Below are 21,207 nucleotides of genomic sequence, written 5' to 3' on the forward strand. Positions count from 1 at the left end.
CACTGCGCGGTTTTATCGGGTACAATGGCCGCCAGTTGCAAGAAACGTCGTCGTCCCTCCGCGTGCCGCACAGGCCGCTCTCCGGCGCCTCCCGAACATGGCGAGTGCGCCGATGCGCCGCGTTTCCCAACGAGCATCAACACTCAGAGGCAGGTTGCCCGCGATGGGTTCCTTGCCCGTCGTGTAATAGACTGTCCGGCGCATCAGCCCCGGACCCACGGATTCCAGTATCAGGCAGCAGATCGCAAACAGCAGGCTAGCCGCCCACGCGCCGGCGCCGCTCGTTGCGTGGTCGCCGGGCGGTAACCGTGTTTGCCCTTGTTCTGTTGCGCGGATTCTGTTTCTGCTACCGCTATTGTTTGTGGATTGACGACATCGCACTATGAATACTGACGAGGCCAAGCGCGTCCTCGAAACCGCCTTGCTGTGCGCCCGCGAGCCAATGTCGATCCACGGCATGAAAAAGCTGTTCGCCGACGTCGATGCGAGCGGTCGCAGCCAGGGCGCCGGCGTTGGCGCCGATACGATCAAGATATTGCTGGAAGAACTCCGCCAGGATTGGGACGGGCGCGGCATCGAGATCGTCAGCCTGGCCTCGGGCTGGCGTTTCCAGAGCCGGCCCGAGATGAAGCCGTATCTCGACCGGCTGTCACCCGAGAAGCCGCCGAAGTATTCGCGGGCAACGCTTGAGACGCTGGCCATCATTGCCTATCGCCAGCCGGTCACGCGCGGCGACATCGAAGAAATTCGCGGCGTGGCGGTCAATTCGCAGACGATCAAGATGCTAGAAGACCGCGGCTGGATCGACGTGCTCGGCCACCGCGAAGTCGTAGGGCGCCCGGCGCTGCTGGGCACGACGCGCCAGTTTCTGGATGACCTGGGCCTGGCGTCGCTATCGCAACTGCCGCCGCTGCAGGCGCTGGCCGAAGGGCCGGATGCACGCAGCCTGGAAGCACTGGAAGCAGCACTGAACGACAATTTTGAGAAGGCGGACGCCGGCGCGCCCGTCTTACATCCGGACACTTCACCGATTGAAGTGTCGATACCAGACCTGACAGACGACGGAATTGCCGAGGCGGGTCAGCACAATAAAGATACGAATGATGAACCCAACTGAACCAACCGAAAACAAGCCTGTCGACGCAGCCGAGACCGCCGTCGCCAAGCCAAAGCGCCGCACCAAGGCCATGATTGCAGCCGATGCTGCTGCTGAAGCCGCTGGTGGTGCAGCCCCTGCCGCCGAAGCGCTGGCCAAGCCGAAGCGCACCCGCAAGGTCGCCGTCGCCGCAGAAGCAGGCGCCGACGCGCTGGCTGCGGTTGCAGTCGAGCCGTCTGCCCAGCCTTCTGCCGAGCCTGTTGCCGACGCGCCAGCCGCGAAAGTGCGCAAGCCGCGCGCGATGAAGGCCGCGAAAGAAGTCCAGGCCGCCAAGGAAGAGCTGGCGGCAGCGCCGGCCGCCGACGGCGCCGAGGCTGCACCTGCTCCTGCACCGAAGCCACGCGGTCCCCGTCAGATGCGCGAAAAGCGCGCCGAACGCGAAGCGCTCGAGCAGCTGGCTGCCCCTGCTGCTGCCGACGCGGCGCCAGAAGGCGACACGCCGGCTGAGGGTGCAGGCGCCGAGGCGGCTGCCGCCGTCGACGGCGCGCCACAAGGCCGCGGCCGTGGTCAGCAAAAGCCGGGCATGCGCAACCAGCAGAGCAACCGTCCGGTGCAGGGCGCCGGTCGCCAGGGCCAGCCGGTCAAGCAGATCGGCCGCAACGGCAAGCCGGGTAAACCCGGCGGCAAGCCGCAGCCAATGGACGAGGCCGACAACGTGTTCTCGTTCGTCACGTCGGACGACTTCGACGCCAACGACGGCGCCCGCCGCAATGCGCCGGTCAAGGCCGTGCGCCGCGACCTGACCGCCGACGACGACGCGCCGAAGCTGCACAAGGTGCTGGCCGAAGCGGGCCTGGGTTCGCGCCGCGACATGGAAGACCTGATCGTTGCCGGCCGCGTGTCGGTCAATGGTGAGCCGGCCCACATCGGCCAGCGCATCCTGCCGACCGATGCCGTGCGCATCAACGGCAAGCTGATCCAGCGCCGCGTGAGCAGCAAGCCGCCACGCGTGCTGGTGTACCACAAGCCGGCCGGCGAAATCGTCAGCCACGACGATCCGGAAGGCCGTCCATCGGTGTTCGATCGTCTGCCGTCGATGAAAGCAGGCAAGTGGCTGGCCGTTGGGCGCCTCGACTTCAACACCGAAGGCTTGCTGCTGTTTACGACGTCGGGTGACCTGGCCAACCGCCTGATGCACCCGCGTTATAATATCGACCGTGAATACGCGGTGCGCACGCTGGGCGAGCTTGAAGAAGGCATGCGCCAGAAGCTGCTGGCCGGCGTCGACCTCGACGATGGCAAGGCGGCATTCTCCAAAATCCAGAACGGTGGCGGCGAAGGCATCAACCGCTGGTACCGCGTGGTCATCGGCGAAGGCCGTAACCGCGAAGTGCGCCGCATGTTCGAGGCGGTCGGCCTGACCGTCTCGCGCCTGATCCGTACCCGTTACGGTGCGATGACGCTGCCAAGTGGCCTCAAGCGCGGTCGCTGGGAAGAATTCGAAGAAAACGATGTCCGTTCGCTGATGACGGCCTTCGGTGTCGAGAAAAAAGCGGCGCCGGAGAAAAACGCCAAGTCGGGCGGCAAGCCGGGCAAGGGTCCGCGTCCGAACGGTGCGCGCGATAGCGAGCGCGGTAATGAACGTGGCGGTGAGCGCGGCAACAGCCGCGGCCCTGAGCGCGGCAACGTGCGCAGCGCCGGCGGCGACGATGAACGTGGCAACGACCGCAGCGATGGCAATCGCATCGACCGCGCCGACGCCAACCGCAATGTCGATCCGTTCGGTCCGCAAGCAACGCGCGTGGGCAGCACCCGCGGCCAGGGCATCCTGAATGGTCCGGTGCCTGGCAACAAGCCAGTCGGCGGCCGTCCGGGTGGCCAGGGCGGCGGCAAGGGCCGCGGCGCCGGTTTCGGCGGCGGGCAGGGCGGCAAGACGGGTGGCGCTGGCGCCAGCAGCCGTCCACGTCAGCCCGATCCGTTGCAGACCACGTTCGGTTTTGCCAACACCGGTGGCGGCGCACGCCGTGGCGGTGCGGGTGGCGGCCAGGGTCCGCGCGGCGGCGCCGAGCATGCGGCACCACGCCGCGGCCGTCGCGGCTAAGCCTTATTCAGTGCGGGCTGCCGATGGCAGTCTGCTAACTGTTGTATAGCTGCTCATTTTGGCGTGCGGATTGCGAGGCACGCCGAAAAGCAGTATAATTTGCAGCCTAATCGAAGACCTTCCCGACGTGTTGTTCAGCGTGCATCCGGTGTAAGCGTCATATTTTGATTGGGGTGTAATGACAAAAAGATGGGCAGATGCCCATTTTTTTTTTGGTAAATCGTTTTAGAAGCCCTGGAGAAGTGCCGTGCAGCAGTTTGATTTAATCGCCACGACAGTCAGTGGTCTCGGTTATGAACTCGTCGACGTGGAACGAGGCGACCGCGGGATCCTGCGTGTGTATATCGATTTTCCGGCTGCCGACGCGGACGAAAAGGGCCCGATCACGGTCGAGGATTGCGCCAAGGTGAGTCACCAGCTGTCGCATGTCTTCACCGTGGAAAACGTCGATTACGAACGACTCGAAATTTCGTCGCCGGGCCTCGATCGCCCGGTACGAACCCTCGCCGATTTCGCGCGCTTTGCCGGCCTTGAGTGCACGGTCAAGCTGCGCGTCGCGGTGCCGGGCAGTGATAACCGCAAGACGTTCACCGGTATCCTGCGCGGCGTCGAGAACGACAAGGTCGGCTTGGAATTTGACAGTAAAGATGGCCCGGCGTTGATGGAATTTACGCTGGCCGAATTGGATAAGGCACGTTTAGTGCCGCAGGTGGATTTTAGGAGTCGCAAAGCATGAGTCGCGAAATTTTGTTACTGGTGGATGCGCTTGCGCGCGAAAAGAACGTCGACAAGGAAGTCGTTTTCGGAGCGCTCGAGTTCGCGCTGGCACAGGCCACGAAGAAGCGTTATGAAGGCGAAGTCGACATTCGCGTGTCAATCGACCGTGACACCGGCGAATTCGAGACTTTCCGCCGCTGGCACGTCGTTCCCGACGAAGCCGGCCTGCAGCTGCCTGATCAGGAGATCCTGCACTTTGAAGCCAAAGAGCAGATCTCGGACATCGAAGTCGACGAATACATCGAAGAGCCGATCGAATCGGTCGACTTCGGTCGCCGCTTTGCCCAGGACACCAAGCAGGTCGTGCTGCAGCGCGTGCGCGATGCCGAACGCGAGCAGATCCTGCAAGACTTCCTGGAGCGTGGCGATTCGCTCGTCACCGGCACCATCAAGCGCATGGAACGCGGCGACGCGATTGTCGAATCGGGCAAGATCGAAGCACGCCTGCCGCGTGACCAGATGATCCCGAAAGAGAACCTGCGTATCGGCGACCGTGTGCGCGCTTTCATCCTGCGTGTGGACCGCAATATGCGTGGCCCGCAGGTGATCCTGTCGCGTACCGCGCCTGATTTCATCATGAAGCTGTTCGAACTCGAAGTGCCAGAGATCGAGCAGGGCCTGCTGCAGATTAAATCGGCTGCCCGCGATGCCGGCGTGCGCGCCAAGATCGCCGTGTTCACGGCCGACAAGCGCATCGACCCGATCGGTACCTGCGTCGGGATGCGCGGTTCGCGCGTCCAGGCCGTGACCGGTGAACTGGGCGGCGAGCGCGTCGACATCGTGCTGTGGTCCGACGATCCGGCGCAGTTCGTCATTGGCGCCCTGGCGCCGGCGAATGTCTCGTCGATCGTGGTCGACGAAGAAAAGCACGCGATGGATGTCGTCGTGGACGAAGAAAACCTGGCCATCGCGATCGGCCGTTCGGGCCAGAACGTGCGCCTGGCGTCCGAGCTGACCGGCTGGAAGATCAACATCATGACGGCCGAGGAATCGGCCAACAAGGTGGAGCAGGAATCGGCGGCCATCCGCGCGCTGTTCATGCAAAAACTGGACGTCGACCAGGAAGTGGCCGACATCCTGGTGGAAGAAGGCTTCTCGAGCCTGGAAGAAATCGCGTATGTGCCAATTTCCGAAATGCTGGAAATTGAATCGTTCGACGAAGACACTGTCAACGAACTCCGTACCCGTGCACGCGATGCGCTGGTCACCGAGGCGATTGCTTCCGAAGAAGGCCTCGAAGGCATGGAAGAAGCTCTGGTCAATCTGGAAGGCATGGACCGTACCGTTGCCGGCAAGCTTGGCCTGGCTGGTATCAAGACGGTCGACGCATTCGCGGCACTGGCCTATGACGAGTTTGGCGCCATCCTGGCGCTGCCGTCGGAACGTGCCCGCGACCTGATCAAGAGTGAATTTAATGATGTGACCGACGACGAGATGAAGCTGGTCGATGGCAAGTACGACGACCGGGCGAAAGCACTGCAGGCGAAAGCCTGGAGCCTGGCTGAAACGGCCAAAGCTTGAGCAAATCTTTATCATCTGTCGCGACACATAGAAAAGAGGACTGAATGGCGAGTAACAACGTAGCCCAATTTGCCACCGAGCTGAAGATGCCTGCAGACCTGCTGCTGACGCAGCTGCGCTCGGCCGGCGTCGAAAAAAGTTCGACGTCAGATCCGTTGTCGAAAGATGATAAGGACAAGCTGCTGAACCATCTGCGTCGTACCCACGGCGCGAGCGACACCGGTGAAAAGAAAAAGATCACGGTAACGCGCAAGGAAACCAGCGAAATCAAGCAAGCTGATTCGTCGGGCAAATCGCGCACCATCCAGGTTGAAGTCCGCAAGAAGCGCACCTTCGTGCAGCGTGACGACCTGGTCACGACCAAAGCACCTGAAGAGCCAGTCGTCGACGTTGCTGAACAAGCACGTCGCGAAGAGGAAGCAGCGCGCCAGAATGAAGCGATTGCCCGCCAAGAGGCTGATCTGCGCGAGAAGCAAGAGCGCCTGATCAAACTCGAAGCCGAAGAAAAGGCGCAAGCCCAGGCAGCGCAAGAGCAGGCCAAGCGCGATGCGGCTGAACAAGCCAAGCGTGACGCCGCCGAGAAATCGGCTGCTGCTGCCGTGGCTGCCGGTGCTGCCAAGGAAGCGGCTGCCGGCGCGAAAGAAGCCGCTGCCGGTGCTGCTGCTGATGAGTCGGCCAAGCGCGCCGCTGAAGAAGTCAAGGCCCGCAATGAAGCGGCAAGCAAGGAAGCGGCCGAACGCGTTGCTGCTACCGAGCGCGCACGCAAGGCCGTGGCCGACGAAGTCGCGCAGATCAAGCTGATGATGAGTCAGCCGCGCCGCGTCATCAAGGCACCTGAGCCAGCACCAAAGCCGGTCGTCGCACCAGCGGCCCCAGCTGGTACGCTGCACAAGCCTGCCGACAAGAAGCCTGGTGAAGTCAAGAAAGACGACGCCAAGAAGCCTGGCGACAAGAAGTCGATCAAGTCGGCCAATGTGTCGTCGACCTGGTCGGACGATGCTAAAAAGCGTGGCGGCCCGAGCGTGAAAACGCGCGGCGGCGCAGGCAGCAGCACCGGTGGCCGTGATGGCTGGCGTGCTGGTGGCGGCCGTGGCGGTCGTCGTGGTCATGATGACCGCGAGACCAACTTCCAGGCGCCAACCGAAGCGATCGTGCGCGATGTGCACGTGCCGGAAACCATCACCGTGGCCGAACTGGCCCACAAGATGGCGATCAAGGCGTCGGAAGTCATCAAGCAACTGATGAAGCTGGGCCAGATGTGCACGATGAACCAGGTGCTCGATCAAGAGACCGCGATGATCCTGGTGGAAGAGATGGGCCACAAGGCCTTCGCTGCCGCCGAGGATGATCCAGAGGCACTGCTGGCCGATAACGGCGAGCACGCCGAGTTCGAATCGACCTCCCGCGCGCCGGTCGTCACCGTCATGGGTCACGTCGACCATGGTAAGACGTCGCTGCTGGATTACATCCGTCGCGCCAAGGTCGCTTCGGGCGAAGCCGGTGGTATTACCCAGCACATCGGTGCATACCACGTGGATACCCCACGCGGCATGATCACCTTCCTTGACACCCCGGGTCACGAGGCGTTCACCGCCATGCGTGCCCGTGGTGCCAAGGCGACCGACATCGTCATCCTGGTGGTGGCGGCGGACGACGGCGTGATGCCGCAAACCAAAGAGGCAATTGCTCACGCAAAAGCCGCTGGTGTGCCGCTGGTCGTGGCGATCAACAAGATCGACAAGCCGGGTGCCAACACCGACCGCGTCACGCAAGAGCTGGTCGCTGAAGGCGTCGTGCCGGAAGAATACGGTGGCGAATCGCCATTCGTGCCAGTGTCGGCAAAAATCGGTACCGGTATCGACGATCTGCTGGAGCAGGTGCTGCTGCAGGCCGAAGTGCTGGAACTGAAAGCGCCGACCGAAGCGCCGGCCCGTGGCCTGGTGGTCGAAGCCCGTCTGGACAAGGGCCGCGGCCCGGTGGCAACGATCCTGGTGCAGTCGGGTACCTTGAAGCGCGGCGACGTCGTGCTGGCGGGTTCGTCGTTCGGTCGTGTTCGTGCGATGCTGGACGAAAACGGCAAGGCAGTCACCTCGGCTGGCCCATCGATCCCGGTCGAAATCCAGGGTCTGACCGAAGTGCCGACCGCTGGCGAAGAAGTCATGGTCATGGCCGACGAGCGCAAGGCGCGTGAAATCGCCCTGTTCCGTCAAGGTAAGTTCCGTGACGTGAAGCTGGCCAAGCAGCAAGCCGCAAAGCTCGAGAACATGTTCGAGCAAATGGCCGAAGGCGAAATCAAGAACCTGCCGCTCATCGTCAAGACCGATGTGCAGGGTTCGCAAGAGGCACTGGTCGGTTCGCTGCAGAAGCTGTCGACCTCGGAAGTGCGGGTCCAGATCGTGCACGCAGCGGTCGGCGGCATCACCGAGTCGGACGTCAACCTGGCAACCGCGTCGAAGGCAGTCATCATTGGCTTTAACGCCCGTGCCGATGCCCAGGCGCGCAAGCTGGCCGAGTCGAACGGCGTGGACATTCGTTACTACAGCATCATTTACGATGCAATCGACGAAGTCCGTACCGCGCTGTCGGGCATGCTGGCGCCAGAAAAGCGCGAGACCATTACCGGTCAGGTCGAGATTCGCCAGGTCATCCTGGTCTCGAAAGTCGGCGCGATTGCCGGTTGCCTGGTCACCGATGGTGTCGTCAAGCGTTCGTCGTCGGTCCGTCTGCTGCGCAATAACATTGTGCTGTGGACTGGCGAGATCGATTCGCTCAAGCGCTTCAAGGACGACGCAAAAGAAGTGCGCGCCGGTCTCGAGTGCGGCCTGTCGCTGAAGGGCCAGAACGAAATCCAGGTCGGCGACGTCCTGGAAGTGTTCGAAGTCACCGAAGTGGCACGTACGCTGTAAGCGACACGTTGGCGTAACATGGGGGCCAGGACGCTTCGCGGCAACGTCGCGAAGGGCCTGGCCCTTTTATTTGGCTCTCTGATTTTCCAGAAAAAGATGCAGCAACATCATGGCTAAACACAGCAAAAGCATTCCCAAGCGCGGCCTGCGCGTGGCCGACCAGATCCAGAAGGATCTGTCGGAACTCATCGCCTTCGAACTGAAGGACCCTCGCGTCGGCATGGTCACGATCAGCGAGGTGCAACTGACCCCCGACTACGCCCACGCCAAGGTGTATTTCACCCTGCTCAAGGATGGCGTGGAAGAAGTCAAGCAGACGCAGGAAGGCCTGAACAAGGCGTCCGGCTACCTGCGCAATATGCTGGGCAAGCGCCTGCACATCCACACGCTGCCGGCGCTGCACTTCGTGCATGACACGTCGACCGTGCGCGGCCTGCAGATGTCGGCCCTGATCGACCAGGCCAATGCAACGCGCTCGAAGGATGACCCGGAATCGAATCCGGTACCCGAGGTGGACGTCGACCTGAACCAGGCGCAGGAGCAGGATCAGGATAGCGATGCTGGTGACGACGCCGACAAGGCGAACAAAGCGTGAACGGCCGGCCCGCCAAAAAACCGCGCGACCTGGTCAATGGCGTGCTGTTGCTCGACAAGCCAGTGGGCTTCTCGTCGAATGACGCTTTGATCAAGGCCAAGCGCGTGCTCAACGCGAAGAAGGCTGGCCATACCGGCACGCTCGACCCGTTTGCCACCGGCCTCTTGCCGCTGTGCTTTGGTGAAGCGACCAAGTTTTCGCAGGACTTGCTGGAGTCGGACAAGACCTATCTGGCAACCGTTCACCTGGGCATCACGACCACGACCGGCGACACCGAAGGCGAGGCCGTCGAGACGAAACCGGTCGATGTGACGCTGGATCAGATCGAAGCCGCGCTGGCGCGCTACCGCGGCCCGATCCTGCAAACGCCGCCGATGTACTCGGCGCTCAAGCGCGACGGCAAGGCACTGTACGAATACGCCCGCGAAGGCATCGTGCTCGAACGCGAAGCGCGGCCTGTCACGATCCACTCACTGACGCTGGTTGCGTACGACGCGCCGTTCCTGAAGATCGCCGTCACCTGCAGCAAGGGCACGTATGTGCGCGTGCTGGGGGAGGACATCGGCGCCGCGCTCGGTTGCGGCGCGCACCTGAATGCACTGCGCCGCACCGAAGTCGGGCCGTTGACGATCGAGGGCATGATCACGCTGGACGATCTGCTGGCGCACCCGGACCCGTTGTCGCTGCTGCAGCCGGTGGATGCCTTGCTGTCGAGTTTTCCCGCCCTTGAACTGACGCCCGAGCTGGCGCGCCGCTTCCTGCAAGGGCAGCGCCTGGCGCTCGGCAAGGAAGACATCGTCGTTCCTGAACAGCAGGGCAGGGTGCGCATCTATCACGATGGCAGCCTGCTGGGCACCGGTATTCTCGGTGAGTATGCGATCCTCGCACCCGAGCGCCTGATCTCCACCGCGCCGCAGGGGTGATGTCACGGGGCAGTCATATTGGGGCGCTACCCTTGCAGGCAGCGCCCCGTCTGCCCAATGACCGGGCAAGCTCTTGAAATACCTCGCTATTTCCAGCCACCCCGGTTAGAGCGGGACTTTACCTGCTATACTAGTCGGTTTCCGAAATCAGCAAGTGCGCGGCAACTTCGCGGCACCATCGCAGCAGCATCGCGGCAAGATCGTGGCAGCACCGCAGCAGTACTGTGGAAACATCGCGGTACAGCGCAGCAGATACTCGGCAGATCGTACACTTCCGTACAACGCAACTTCTCAGAGACCATGTCAAACACCAAACGCGCGATTCGTAATATCGCAATCATCGCCCACGTTGACCACGGCAAAACCACCCTGGTGGACATGCTGCTGCGTCAATCCGGTACGTTCCGTGAAAATCAGCAGGTGGAAACCCGCGTGATGGACTCGAACGACCTCGAAAAAGAACGCGGCATCACCATTCTGTCGAAGAACTGCGCTGTCGAGTACGAAGGTACCCACATCAATATCGTCGACACCCCAGGCCACGCCGACTTCGGCGGCGAAGTCGAGCGCGTGCTGTCGATGGTTGACTCCGTGCTGCTGCTGGTCGATGCGCAGGAAGGCCCGATGCCACAGACCCGCTTCGTGACCCGCAAGGCACTGGCCCTGGGCCTCAAGCCAATCGTCGTCGTCAACAAGGTCGACCGTCCAGGCGCGCGCGCCGAGTGGGCCATCAACCAGACGTTCGAACTGTTCGACAAGCTCGGCGCTACCGACGAACAGCTGGACTTCCCTGTCGTCTACGCATCGGGCCTGAACGGCTATGCCGGTCTGACCGAAGATGTCCGCAGCGGCGACATGAAGCCACTGTTCGAAGCCATCCTGCAACACGTGCCAGTCCGTGACGACAATCCGGATGGTCCGCTGCAGATGCAAGTGACCTCGCTCGACTACTCGTCGTACGTCGGCAAGATCGGCATTGGCCGTATCTCGCGCGGCCGCATCAAGGCTGGCCAGGACGTCATCGTCCTGAACGGTCCTGGTTCGACCCCGATCAAGGGCCGCATCAACCAGGTCCTGAACTTCAAGGGCCTGGAGCGCGTGCTGGTCGATGAAGCCGTCGCCGGCGACATCGTCCTGATCAACGGTATCGAAGAAATCGGCATCGGTTCGACCGTCTGCGCACCGGACACCCCGGACGCACTCGAAATGCTGACCGTCGACGAGCCAACGCTGACCATGAACTTCATGGTCAACAACTCGCCACTGGCCGGCCGCGAAGGCAAGTTCGTTACCAGCCGTCAGCTGCGCGAACGCCTCGACCGCGAACTGAAAGCCAACGTCGCACTGCGCGTTGCGCCAACCGACGACGACACGATCTTCGAAGTCTCGGGCCGCGGCGAACTGCACCTGACGATTCTGCTGGAAAACATGCGTCGCGAAGGCTTCGAGCTGGCTGTGTCGCGTCCACGCGTCGTCTTCAAGATGGTCGATGGCGTGCGCCATGAGCCGTTCGAGAGCCTGTCGGTCGACGTCGAAGAAGCCAACCAGGGCGGCGTGATGGAAGAACTGGGCCGCCGTCGTGGCGACCTGCAGAACATGGAATCGGATGGCAAGGGCCGCGTGCGTCTCGAGTACCTGATCCCGGCGCGTGGCCTGATCGGCTTCCAGGGTGAATTCATGACCCTGACCCGCGGCACCGGCCTGATGAGCCACGTGTTCCACGAGTACGCACCTGTCGACAACAGCAAGGGCGAAATGGCCGGCCGTCGCAACGGCGTGCTGATCTCGCAGGATGACGGCGCTGCCGTTGCCTACGCTATCTGGAAACTGCAGGACCGCGGCCGCATGTTCGTGTCGCACAACGATCCGGTGTACGAAGGCATGGTCATCGGCATCCACTCGCGCGACAACGACCTGGTCGTGAACCCGATCAAGGGCAAGCAGCTGACCAACGTGCGTTCGTCGGGTACCGACGAAGCAGTGCGCCTGGTGCCGCCAATTCAGATGTCGCTGGAATACGCGGTCGAATTCATCGAGGACGACGAACTGGTCGAGATCACCCCGAAGAGCATTCGTCTGCGCAAGCGCTACCTGAAAGAGCACGAGCGCAAGAAAGCCAACCGCGAAGGTTAAGTCCTTCGAATGTAAAAAACCCGCTGCCTGCAGCGGGTTTTTTTTTACGTCTGGTGCATCGCATCGGGCACGATGATCAGCGATTCAGGCTGTCGCGCAGCGCATCGAACCAGGGTTCGTGCGCGAAGGAATGGCCCACCACAGGCGGCGCAGCTTGGTGAGCAGCCCCAGCCGCTTGACACCCACCAGGTTGGCGCCATGCTGGCGGTACTGGATGGACGGCGTGTCGAGCATGACGACACGGCTCGAGGCGGCCGCCATCAGCGCCAGCCAGCCGTCGTGGTAGAACATTGTTTTGGGGGGGGCAGGGGTTGCACCAGGCCGATCAGGCGGCGCCGGAACGCGGCCGCGGCGCCGGTGACCACGTTGCGGCGACAATACACGCGAAACGCGTTGCCGCTGCGGATATCGCGTCGTTCCATTCTCGATATTTCGAGTTCGCCGAACAGCGTCGACCCGAGCTCGTGTCCGTTCGCGTCGACCAGAATTGCATCGGTGTGGGCCAGTTGCACGCTGTCGTCGGCCTCGAACACGCCGGCCAGCAGCGCGACCTTGTCCGGCATCCAGACGTCGTCCTGATCGGCCGGGAACACGATATCCGCGTCCACCAGGCGCATGGCCTGCTCGAAGTTGGCGCTCACGCCCAGCGGGGGATCGTTGCGTATCAGGGTGACGCGCACGGGCGCCTCGCTGGCCCAGGCTTCCAGATAGGCCCAGGTGCCGTCGGTGGAACAATCGTCGGACACGACGATGTGGGTGACGGCGCGGGTTTGCGCGAGGATGCTGTGCAGTTGCTGTGGCAGGTACCTGAGCCGGGTGTGTCAGCGCAACCCCAGCAGCGCCTGTACCCGTTCACGGCTCACGCCCACCAGGGCCGACGTGATGGCCAGCAGCGAAGCATAGTCATGGCTAGCAGCCGTTGCTGAAAAATCGCTGGCGATCGAGGCCAATTCGGCGCTCGGCATATCGGGCTGGGCAGTGTGCGCCATCGCTGTACTCAGCGCCAGCGATGCCGCATCCTGGGAGCGACGCACACGCGCCAGGGCCTGCACTACTTCACGCAGGCTTTGGCGCAGGGCGTCCGGATTACCGGATTCCCATTCTTGCGGCGCCAGTGAAGCCGGCAATGCCACCGTCTCGACCCGGCCGCGACCGGTCACGGCGATGGCGTCCTTAACGCCATCGAAGAGCGCTTCCGGGGTCGAAAACACCAGCTCGCGATTCTGGTCGAGGCTAACGCGCACCTTGACTGCGGCCAGCGTGCGGTCGAGGCGTCGGGCAATTTCTTCTTCGGTCATGCCCGGTTCGATACGGGTCGCCAGCTGTGGGCCGCCGGCGTTGCCAACCGAAAAGCCCAGGCTCTGATCGCCCCCCGCTTTGAGCGCGGCGATGTCTAGCCCGCGGATACGAAAGCGCTTCTGGGCACCGCGGTCGGCGTCGAAATCGAGCTGCGCATCGAGGCTGGCGCCGCCTTCTGTGCGGCGCGCGTCCAGTGTGTCCGCCAGTTGCATGGCGCGCGCTTCGAGTCCGCGCGAGGCGGCGGCGCGACCCGACAGGCGGGCGCTCAGATCCGACTTGAGCGCTTCGAGCTGGCTCGCCACGTTATTGAGATAGTCGAGCGCCTGCTGGGCGCGTGCAACCTCGCCCTGCAAGTGTTGATTCGGCTGGCTCGTGCTGCGCAGCGCCTTGGCAATGGGCAAGGCGCGCGCCACGCCATCGTTGTTGTCGCCCCCAGCGGCCTGCGTGCGCGTACTGGCCGGGGCGCTTCGCGCAACCGGGTTGGCACCGATCGCGGCGCTGCCGGCCCCGGCGGGCTGGTTAGGCGGACTGGCTGGTTTGAGCAGGGCGTCCATGGTCATCAGATTGCATTGAACAGCGAGAGGGTGCCGATCTTGGCATATGCCTTGTAGGTTGCCTGCAGCGCGCTGGAATAGCCGTTGAGTTCGGTAGCCGCCAGGCCCACGTCGAGCTGCCCGATGTCGGTGATCGCCATGCTGTTCGACAAGCTGATGTTGGCGTGGTTGTCGTCCAGCGTCTTGATGATGTTCTGGCGTCCGCCCAGGTTGGCGACCTTTCCGGAGATCAGCTCCTGGGCTGTGTCGAAGCCCTGCAGGTTGTCGCTGAGAACGGCGCGCACGGCCGGATCGTTGGCCGACACGCCCGGCGTCTTTAGGGTAGCGATGGTCTTGTCGAGCTGGTTGAGCAGGGCTTCGAGGCCGCCCAGGTTTTCGTTGGCGGGCTGGGTCAGCCCGTTGCCGACCACCACATTCTGCGCATTGCTATTGCCGACGTAGCTGTAGCGCGAACCGGCTGGCTTGGTCCCGTCGTAGGCCATCGGCGCGGTCTTGGTCAGCGTGCCTGAAAACAACTGGTTACCTTCCTGGTCGACCGTGTTGGCGGTGAAAAACAGGCTCTCGCGCAGCGACTCGAGCGGCGTGACCATCGCTTTCAGGTCGTCCGGCGCATTGCTGCCATCCGAAGCCCATACGAGCAGGTCGCGTCCCGGCTGCATCTCGGACACCATATTGCTCAGGTAGCCCTCGGACCGGGTCAGGCGCAACTGGAGCGAGCCGATATTGCTGCGGTATTGTTCGACGGTCGACTGCTCGCGGGCCAGGCGCGACAGGCGCACGCTGTCGACCGGGTCATCCGAGGGCAGCAGAATCCGTTTGTTGGTCGCCAACTGCTGCATGATGGAACTGACGCGCTCTTGGTTGACCTGGAGCGACTGGTTCATCGTGGATTGGTATTGGGACGTTGCGATACGCATGGTATGTTCCTTAAGCCATCATCGCCAGCGTGGCGTCGAACAGCGAGTTGGCAATCGAGATGACCTGCATATTGGCCTGGTACATGCGCTGGAATTCGACCAGCTTGACCGCTTCTTCGTCCTCGTTGACGCCGCTGGTCGATTGCCAGTCGTTGATCGACTGGATACGCACCGTTTCAGTGGTCCGCTGAGCAGCCTTGTTGAGCTTGCTGTCCACGGCCAGCTTGCCCAGCAGCTGGGTGTTGGCGTCGCCCAGCAGCACCGTGCCGATGCCCGGCAGCGTCACTGTCTGGCTCTTGAAGCCGGCCAGCAGTTGCAGGTTGCCAGTGTCGCCCGGCAAGCCGTCGCGCGAGAACGCCAGATCCTCGGCCTTGAAGCCGGCCACGGTCTTGAGCATGTCGGCGCCGCTGCCGGCTGTATAGACGAACACAGGCTTGCCCGATTCCCCTGGCTGGGTTGAGTCGGTGGGGTGCGGCTTGCCGGTATAGCCGGCTTGCAGCTGCGTGTTGACCCGCAAGGCGATTTCCTTGGCCAGCGCGTCGACATCGTTCTGCAAAGGCAGCAGGGTCGTGATCTCGAACTGGGTCAGGCCGCCCATCTGGCCCCCCATCTTGCTGGCGTCGAGGACGAAGGTCGAATTGGCGAAGGTGATGGAAAACCCCTGCGGCGAGCCGGTGGTGGCAGCCGCCTTGAGCGTGCCGCTCATGCTGCCGATGACCAGCGCCTGGCCGCTCTTGAGCGAGATATCGCGGCTACCGTCGGGATTGTCCGACACTTCCAGCGCCATTTTGGACGACAAGTCGTCGATGGCCAGGTCGCGCGCATCGATCAGGCTCGACGCCGATACCCCGCTGGCCCGGGTTTCGATGATCTGCTGGTTCAGGCGCGCGATGGTGCTGATATCGGCATTCGCGGAATCGACCAGCGCGCTGCGCTGCTGGCGCACCGAAGTCAGCTGCGAATTGAAGATATTGTTCAGGCCATTGAAGCGCTCGCCCATCAGGTTCGCTGCCGTCAGTACCTGCTGGCGCAACGGGCTCGAGCCGGGGTCGCCCGCCACCGCATTCACGGCGCGGAAGAACTCGTCGATGCCGGCCGACAGGCTTGCCGACGCATCGCCCATCACGCTTTCAAGCTGGGTCAGATAAGCCTGGGATTGCGAGTACATGCCCTGTTCGGACGCAGCGCGCCACATGGCCTGGCTTTTGTAGCCGTCCGAAAAGCGCAGCAGTGAGCTGACCTGCACGCCATTGCCGGCCGAGCGGCCGCTGGCATCGGGGCCCACTGCCGTGAAGAGCGCCGATTGCCGGGTATAACCCTTGGTTTGCAGATTGGCGACGTTCTGGCTGCTTGCCGACAGGGCAATCTGGGCGGCAAGGGCGCCGGAGAGGGCATTATTGATGATCGTCATGGTGCGGTTCGTCCTGGAGACTCGTTAACCAATAAAGGCGACCAATTATTGCCGTTTATTAAGTTTTAATCGAAAGTGGCTTGGCCGGTACGGGATGCAGGTCGTGGCGCTGCGCACTGGCGGTGGTCGGTGCAGGCACCAGTTGACGCAGGATGGCGTCGGCGATGCCGAAGGCGCGCTGGCCCGCCATCTTGCCGGCCACCAGGTCGTCGGCCATGTCCTGCATGTCCTGGTTCACGCGGTTGTTGAACACACTGTCTTCGCTGGCCATTTCCCGGGTCGAAGCGCGCATCGTGCGCAGCATGTGGCTGATGAAGAAACGCTCGAACTCGACAGCGGCCTGGGTCGCTTTCGCCACATAGGCGGGTTCGTTGCGCTCGCCGTCGGCGGCCGGCGCGACCGCGTCGTTGCCAGCGCCGAGGGGAATGGGGGCAAGGTCGCCGATTCGCATCAGATCACCACCAGTTCGCCTTCGATCGCGCCGGCCTGGTCGAGCGCCTGCAGGATCGCCATGATGTCGTCGGGCGACGCGCCCAGGCTGTTGACGGTATCGATGATGGTTTGCAGGCGCGCCCCTGGCGGCCAGCGGAACATCTGGCCCGACCCCTGGTCGACCGACAGTTTCGATTCGGGCGTTACCGCGGTCTGGCCGCGCGACAATGGTCCCGGCTGGCTTACGCGCGAGCTTTCCGAAATGATCACCTTGAGCGAACCGTGGGTGACGGCCGCTGCCTTGACGCGCAGGCCGTCGGCGATGACGACGGTGCCAGTGCGCGAATTGAACACGACGCGTGGCACCGCAATCCCGGCTTCGACCGACAGGGCATTGAGGCGCGCCATGAAAGCGACCCGCGCGGTCGGGTTTTCCGGCGCGATGACTTCGACGCTGGTACCGTCCTGCGTCGTGGCGATCGGCCCGAAGCGCTTGTTGATCGCCTCGACCACATTGGTGGCGGTCTCGAAATGCGGCTGGCGCAGGCGCAGCATGACTTGCGGGCGGGTGGCGAAATCGGTCTCGATCTCGCGCTCGATCTGGGCGCCATTGGGCACCCGACCGGCGGTCGGGGTATTGACCGTGACCGACGAGCCGCTGTTGCCGGTGGCGCTCAGGCCGCCAACCACCACATTGCCCTGGGCCAGGGCGTAGATTTCATTGTCCGCAGCGCGCAATTGCGTCAGCAGCAGGGTGCCGCCGCGCAGGCTCTTGGCATCGCCCAGCGAAGAGACAGTGACGTCGATGCTCTGGCCGCGCCGGTAGCCGGGCGGGAACGTGGCCGACACCATCACGGCCGCCACGTTCTTGTTCTTGGCGTCGGCGCCTTCCGGCAAGCGCACGCCGAATTGCTTGAGCATATTGACCACCGATTGGCTGGCGAACTTGACCTGGGTCGAGTCGCCGCTGCCGTTCAGGCCAACCACCAGGCCATAGCCGACCAGCGGATTGTCGCGTACGCCCTCGACGCTGACCAGGTTGCGCAGCGCTTGCGCCGCGTGGGCGGGCAGGGCGGCGCAGGCCAGCAAGGGGGCGAGCAGCAGGGGAGCAAGATAGCGCAGGTTCATGGCGGTCCTCAGAACGGCATCAGGGGGCTGTTGAAGAAGCGTGTCAGCCAGCCCGGCGAGTTGGCGTCGGCCAGCGCGCCGCGCGCGGAATAGGCAATGCGGGCATTTGCCACACGCAGCGACGACACGCGGTTGTCGGCATCGACGTCGGCGGCGCGCACGAACCCCTTGAGGCGCACGAATTCTTCGCCCTGGTTGAGCATCAGGTTCTTTTCGCCTGCCACGCGCAGCAGGCCGTTGGGCAGCACTTCCTGGACGATCACGGTCAGGGCGCCCGACAGGGCGTTTTGCTGGGTGCTGGTGGCGTCGCCCTGGAAGCCGCGCTCGGCGCTCAGGTCGATCGCGGCCTTGTCGTAGATCTTGCCCAGCGCGGCCAGCGGGGAGATGCCCACCGACGACGCCTTCGAGATGCTGGTCCCGGCGCGCTTGCTGGCCTGGGTCGTCTCTTGCAGGATCACGGTGACGGCGTCACCGACGCGGTAGGCGCGGCTGTCCGAGGTCAGAGAAACCGTATCGGCGGCAAACACGCCGCCCGAGACGCCGCCGCGCGCGATGCGCTGGGGCGGCATGATGTCGTCGTAGCCGGCGCTCGGTGCAGGCAGCGGCGTGGCGCAGCCGCCAAGCAGCACCAGGCCGAGCGCCAGCGCCAGGGCGGCCAGATTCGTCATCAGCGCGCCGCCTGTGCCAAGGTTTGCAGCATATTGTCGGCCGCCGAGAGCACCTTGGTGTTCATCTCGTAGGTGCGCTGGGCGGCGATCATGTCGACCATTTCTTCCACCACCTGCACATTCGAGCCTTCCAGCGCGCCCTGTTTGAGCTTGCCAAAGGCGGCGTCGCCCGGACGGCCCTCGTTCGGCGCGCCGCTGGCCGCGGTTTCCTGGAACAGGTTCTCGCCCAGGGCCAGCAGGCCGGCCGGATTGATGAAGCCGGTCAGGTTGAGCTGGCCGATTTCCTGCGGCGCCGGCTGGTTGGCGAAGGTCACCGAGACCACGCCGTTCTCGCCGATGGTAATGCCGGCCGCGTCTTGCGGAATCGTGATCTGCGGCACCACCGGCATGCCCTGGGCATTGGTCAGGGTACCGTTCGGGTCGACCTGCAACTGGCCGGCGCGGGTATAGGCCGGTTCACCATTCGGACGCAGCACCTGGAGGAAGCCGGCGCCCGAGATGGCCACATCGAGTGGCTGGCTGGTCGTTTGCAGGCTGCCATTGGTAAACGCCTTCTGGGTACCGACTACGCGTACGCCGTTGCCGAGCTGGACGCCATTGCTGACGGTATTGTCCGCGTTCTGGGCACCGGGTTGGGCGTTGACCTGGTAAAACAGGTCCTCGAAGACGACGCGGTCGCGCTTGAAGCCGACGGTGTTGACGTTGGCCAGGTTGTTGGCGATCGCCTGCAGCTTGGCATCCTGTGCCTGTACGCCGGTCTTGCTGATCCACATTGCTGGATTCATGGTTGCTCCCTATTGGTGGTGGCGGGGCGTAAATTACGCGCCGAGCAGCCGGTTACCCGACTCGTTCATGCTGTCGCTGGCCTTGAACATTTTCATCTGCAACTCGAAGCTGCGGTTCAGGCTCATCACGGCAACCATTTCTTCGACCGCAGAGACATTGCTGCCTTCGAGGGCGCGTCCGCGGACGCTGACATTCTGGTCAGCCGCCAGCGGCTGGCCGTCACGGGGCACGATCAGGCCGGCCTCGTTCTTGGTCAGTTGCGCAGCGTCAGCGCTGACCAGCCGCAGGCGGTCGATCGTCTGGCTCAGGGTGCCGCCTTCGGGAATCACCGAAATCGTGCCGTCCTTGGCGATGTCGACCGCGCTGTGTGGCGGCAGCACGATCGGGCCGCCTTCGCCCAGCAGCGGTCGGCCAGCCACCGACAGCGCGCCAGTGGCGTCGATGTCGATTGCGCCGGAGCGGGTATAGGCTTCGGCGCCATCGAACTGGACTGCCAGGTAGCCGTTGCCATTGACGGCCACGTCCAGCGCCCGGCCGGTGTCGCGCACCGCGCCGTCGCGGGTCGAGATGGCGTCGGCCTGGGTCAGCGACAGATGCCGGTCGTCATAGCCGTAGCCGGCCAGCGCCTGGGTCGAGGCCAGTTCGATATTCGCGCGAAAACCGGCGGTATCGGCATTGGCCAGGTTGTTGGCGCGCACCTGCTGCGCGCGCAAGGTGCGCTCGGCGCCGCTGACGGCGGTAAAGATCATCTTATCCATGGATGGCTTTCAGGATCACAGCGCCTGCATCAGTGACTGCATCATCTGGTTCTCGGCGGTGATCACTTTCGAGTTGGCCTGATAATTGCGCTGCGAGGTCATCAGGCCAACCAGTTCCAGGGTGATGTCGACGTTCGAGCCTTCCAGTGTCCCTTTGGCCAGTTTGCCAGCCAGGCCCACGCCCGGAGTGCTGTAGAGGGGCGCGCCCGAGCCGGCATTGGCGACCCAGGTCGTTTCGCTGGCTGGCGCCAGGCTGCCTTCGTCCGGGAAGGTGGCGATCGCCACCGTGCCCACGACCTGCTGCTGTTCATTGCTGTATTTCGCGACGATCGAGCCGTCCTCAGCCAGTTCCACGCCAACGAAGGTGCCTGAAGCATAGCCATCGGCGCGGTTGGTGGTGGTGGTGGCTTCACCGGCGAACTTGGAGGTGCCGGTGTAGTCGAACCGGACTGTCAGCGGCGCTGCGCCCGCCGCCGTGACGGTCAGCGCCGGACCGGTCGTGCTGCCAGCGTTGACCTTGCCACTGGTCTCGAAGTCCATCGCATGCGGTCCGGTCGTTGCAGCGCCATCGACGCTGTAATACACACTGACGGTGTCGGCATCGGTCTTGCGGAAGTATTGCGACACGGTGTGCTGGGAGCCGAGCGAATCATAGACGACCGATTGCTTGACCATATTGTAGGTATTGGCATTGGTCATGTCGAACGCTGCGGTCGGCGTCACCCAGTCGTTCGACATGTTGCCGGTGTAGCTGACCTTGGTGCTCGCCACGGCCGGAATCTGGCCGGTCGGGATGGCGATGTCGCCCATCGTGCCCAGCACCCCGCCCACGGTAGGGCCATAGCCCTGCACCCGATTGCCGGTGGCATCGACCAGGAAGCCGTCGGCGTTGCTTGAAAAGATGCCCACGCGCGAGTACGACACGACGCCCTGGGCGTCGCGGCTGGTGAAGAAGCCGCGACCCTGGATCGCTGCATCGAGGCCGCGCCCGGTGGTTTGCAGGCCGCCGTTCTGGCCAATGTTCTGGGTCAGCGACGACACTTGTACGCCGTTGGCCTGGTCGCCCGCATACACCGACGAGAAGTTGGCGCGGCTGCTCTTGAAGCCATAGGTGCCGGCATTGGCGATGTTGTTCGACAGCGTGGTGAGCTGCTCGTTGATGGCCTGAATGCCCGACAGGGCGATATTGAAGCTCATGGGGA

General features: G+C 63.4%; 19 protein-coding genes. 8 read left to right on the plus strand and 11 right to left on the minus strand.

From position 1 onward, the window contains the following. The first annotated feature begins 382 nt into the window (after positions 1-382). From scpB to typA, 8 genes are all read left to right on the plus strand, one after another. On the plus strand, positions 383-1,117 hold the full coding sequence (scpB, locus tag AC56LV_RS20725) for an SMC-Scp complex subunit ScpB (RefSeq protein WP_499501169.1): 735 nt from the start codon (positions 383-385) through the stop codon (positions 1,115-1,117). Next, positions 1,104-3,197, plus strand: coding sequence for a 23S rRNA pseudouridine(2605) synthase RluB (rluB, locus tag AC56LV_RS20730; protein WP_499560512.1), 2,094 nt, complete (start codon positions 1,104-1,106; stop codon positions 3,195-3,197). The genes scpB and rluB overlap by 14 nt, the downstream gene beginning before the upstream one ends. A 247-nt stretch (positions 3,198-3,444) precedes the next feature. Then, positions 3,445-3,933 carry a ribosome maturation factor RimP gene (gene rimP / locus AC56LV_RS20735; protein ID WP_183549472.1) on the plus strand — a complete coding sequence of 163 codons (489 nt, stop codon included), beginning with the start codon at positions 3,445-3,447 and terminating at the stop codon, positions 3,931-3,933. Further along, the gene (nusA, locus tag AC56LV_RS20740) at positions 3,930-5,495 is read left to right on the plus strand and encodes a transcription termination factor NusA (RefSeq protein WP_183549475.1); all 1,566 of its coding nucleotides are present in this window, start codon (positions 3,930-3,932) and stop codon (positions 5,493-5,495) included. Before rimP ends, nusA begins: the two co-directional genes overlap by 4 nt. A gap of 44 nt (positions 5,496-5,539) precedes the next feature. Continuing rightward, on the plus strand, positions 5,540-8,401 hold the full coding sequence (gene infB / locus AC56LV_RS20745; protein ID WP_499501170.1) for a translation initiation factor IF-2: 2,862 nt from the start codon (positions 5,540-5,542) through the stop codon (positions 8,399-8,401). 109 nt (positions 8,402-8,510) lie between these two features. After that, positions 8,511-8,996 carry a 30S ribosome-binding factor RbfA gene (rbfA, locus tag AC56LV_RS20750; protein ID WP_499560346.1) on the plus strand — a complete coding sequence of 162 codons (486 nt, stop codon included), beginning with the start codon at positions 8,511-8,513 and terminating at the stop codon, positions 8,994-8,996. Beyond that, a complete protein-coding gene (truB, locus tag AC56LV_RS20755; protein ID WP_499560348.1) occupies positions 8,993-9,919 on the plus strand; it encodes a tRNA pseudouridine(55) synthase TruB in 927 nt (308 codons plus the stop codon). Before rbfA ends, truB begins: the two co-directional genes overlap by 4 nt. A 300-nt stretch (positions 9,920-10,219) precedes the next feature. Continuing rightward, positions 10,220-12,052 (plus strand): translational GTPase TypA, encoded by a 1,833-nt coding sequence (gene typA, locus AC56LV_RS20760; RefSeq protein WP_499452502.1) that lies wholly within the window; start codon positions 10,220-10,222, stop codon positions 12,050-12,052. Between the two features lie 84 nt (positions 12,053-12,136). On the opposite strand, the gene AC56LV_RS20765 is transcribed toward typA, so the two are convergent. From AC56LV_RS20765 to AC56LV_RS20815, 11 genes are read right to left on the minus strand one after another with little or no spacing between them, the layout of a single operon-like run. Continuing rightward, a complete protein-coding gene (locus AC56LV_RS20765; protein WP_499560350.1) occupies positions 12,137-12,343 on the minus strand; it encodes a hypothetical protein in 207 nt (68 codons plus the stop codon). Next, entirely contained in the window at positions 12,313-12,855 is a 543-nt protein-coding gene (locus tag AC56LV_RS20770; RefSeq protein WP_499560514.1) for a glycosyltransferase, read from the minus strand. The genes AC56LV_RS20765 and AC56LV_RS20770 overlap by 31 nt, the downstream gene beginning before the upstream one ends. Before the next feature lie 18 nt (positions 12,856-12,873). Beyond that, positions 12,874-13,911: a hypothetical protein gene (locus AC56LV_RS20775; protein ID WP_499560351.1), complete on the minus strand. Its 1,038-nt coding sequence runs from the start codon at positions 13,909-13,911 to the stop codon at positions 12,874-12,876. Further along, positions 13,911-14,822: a flagellar hook-associated protein FlgL gene (gene flgL / locus AC56LV_RS20780; RefSeq protein WP_499560353.1), complete on the minus strand. Its 912-nt coding sequence runs from the start codon at positions 14,820-14,822 to the stop codon at positions 13,911-13,913. The genes AC56LV_RS20775 and flgL overlap by 1 nt, the downstream gene beginning before the upstream one ends. 10 nt (positions 14,823-14,832) lie before the next feature. After that, entirely contained in the window at positions 14,833-16,233 is a 1,401-nt protein-coding gene (gene flgK / locus AC56LV_RS20785; protein WP_499560355.1) for a flagellar hook-associated protein FlgK, read from the minus strand. A 58-nt stretch (positions 16,234-16,291) separates the two neighbouring features. Then, complete coding sequence (locus AC56LV_RS20790) at positions 16,292-16,684, minus strand: rod-binding protein (RefSeq protein ID WP_499560357.1); 393 nt, start codon at positions 16,682-16,684, stop codon at positions 16,292-16,294. Then, positions 16,684-17,793, minus strand: a complete 1,110-nt coding sequence (locus tag AC56LV_RS20795; RefSeq protein WP_499560358.1) for a flagellar basal body P-ring protein FlgI — start codon at positions 17,791-17,793, stop codon at positions 16,684-16,686. Before AC56LV_RS20795 ends, AC56LV_RS20790 begins: the two co-directional genes overlap by 1 nt. 8 nt (positions 17,794-17,801) lie before the next feature. Continuing rightward, a complete protein-coding gene (gene flgH / locus AC56LV_RS20800; RefSeq protein ID WP_499560360.1) occupies positions 17,802-18,461 on the minus strand; it encodes a flagellar basal body L-ring protein FlgH in 660 nt (219 codons plus the stop codon). Beyond that, entirely contained in the window at positions 18,461-19,246 is a 786-nt protein-coding gene (flgG, locus tag AC56LV_RS20805) for a flagellar basal-body rod protein FlgG (protein WP_499560362.1), read from the minus strand. The genes flgH and flgG overlap by 1 nt, the downstream gene beginning before the upstream one ends. Positions 19,247-19,279: 33 nt before the next feature. Further along, a complete protein-coding gene (locus tag AC56LV_RS20810; RefSeq protein ID WP_499560364.1) occupies positions 19,280-20,005 on the minus strand; it encodes a flagellar basal body rod protein FlgF in 726 nt (241 codons plus the stop codon). A gap of 15 nt (positions 20,006-20,020) precedes the next feature. After that, complete coding sequence (locus AC56LV_RS20815; protein ID WP_499560366.1) at positions 20,021-21,202, minus strand: flagellar hook protein FlgE; 1,182 nt, start codon at positions 21,200-21,202, stop codon at positions 20,021-20,023. Positions 21,203-21,207 lie beyond the last annotated feature (5 nt).

It is taken from the genome of Telluria sp. RB2R28 (assembly GCF_059685835.1).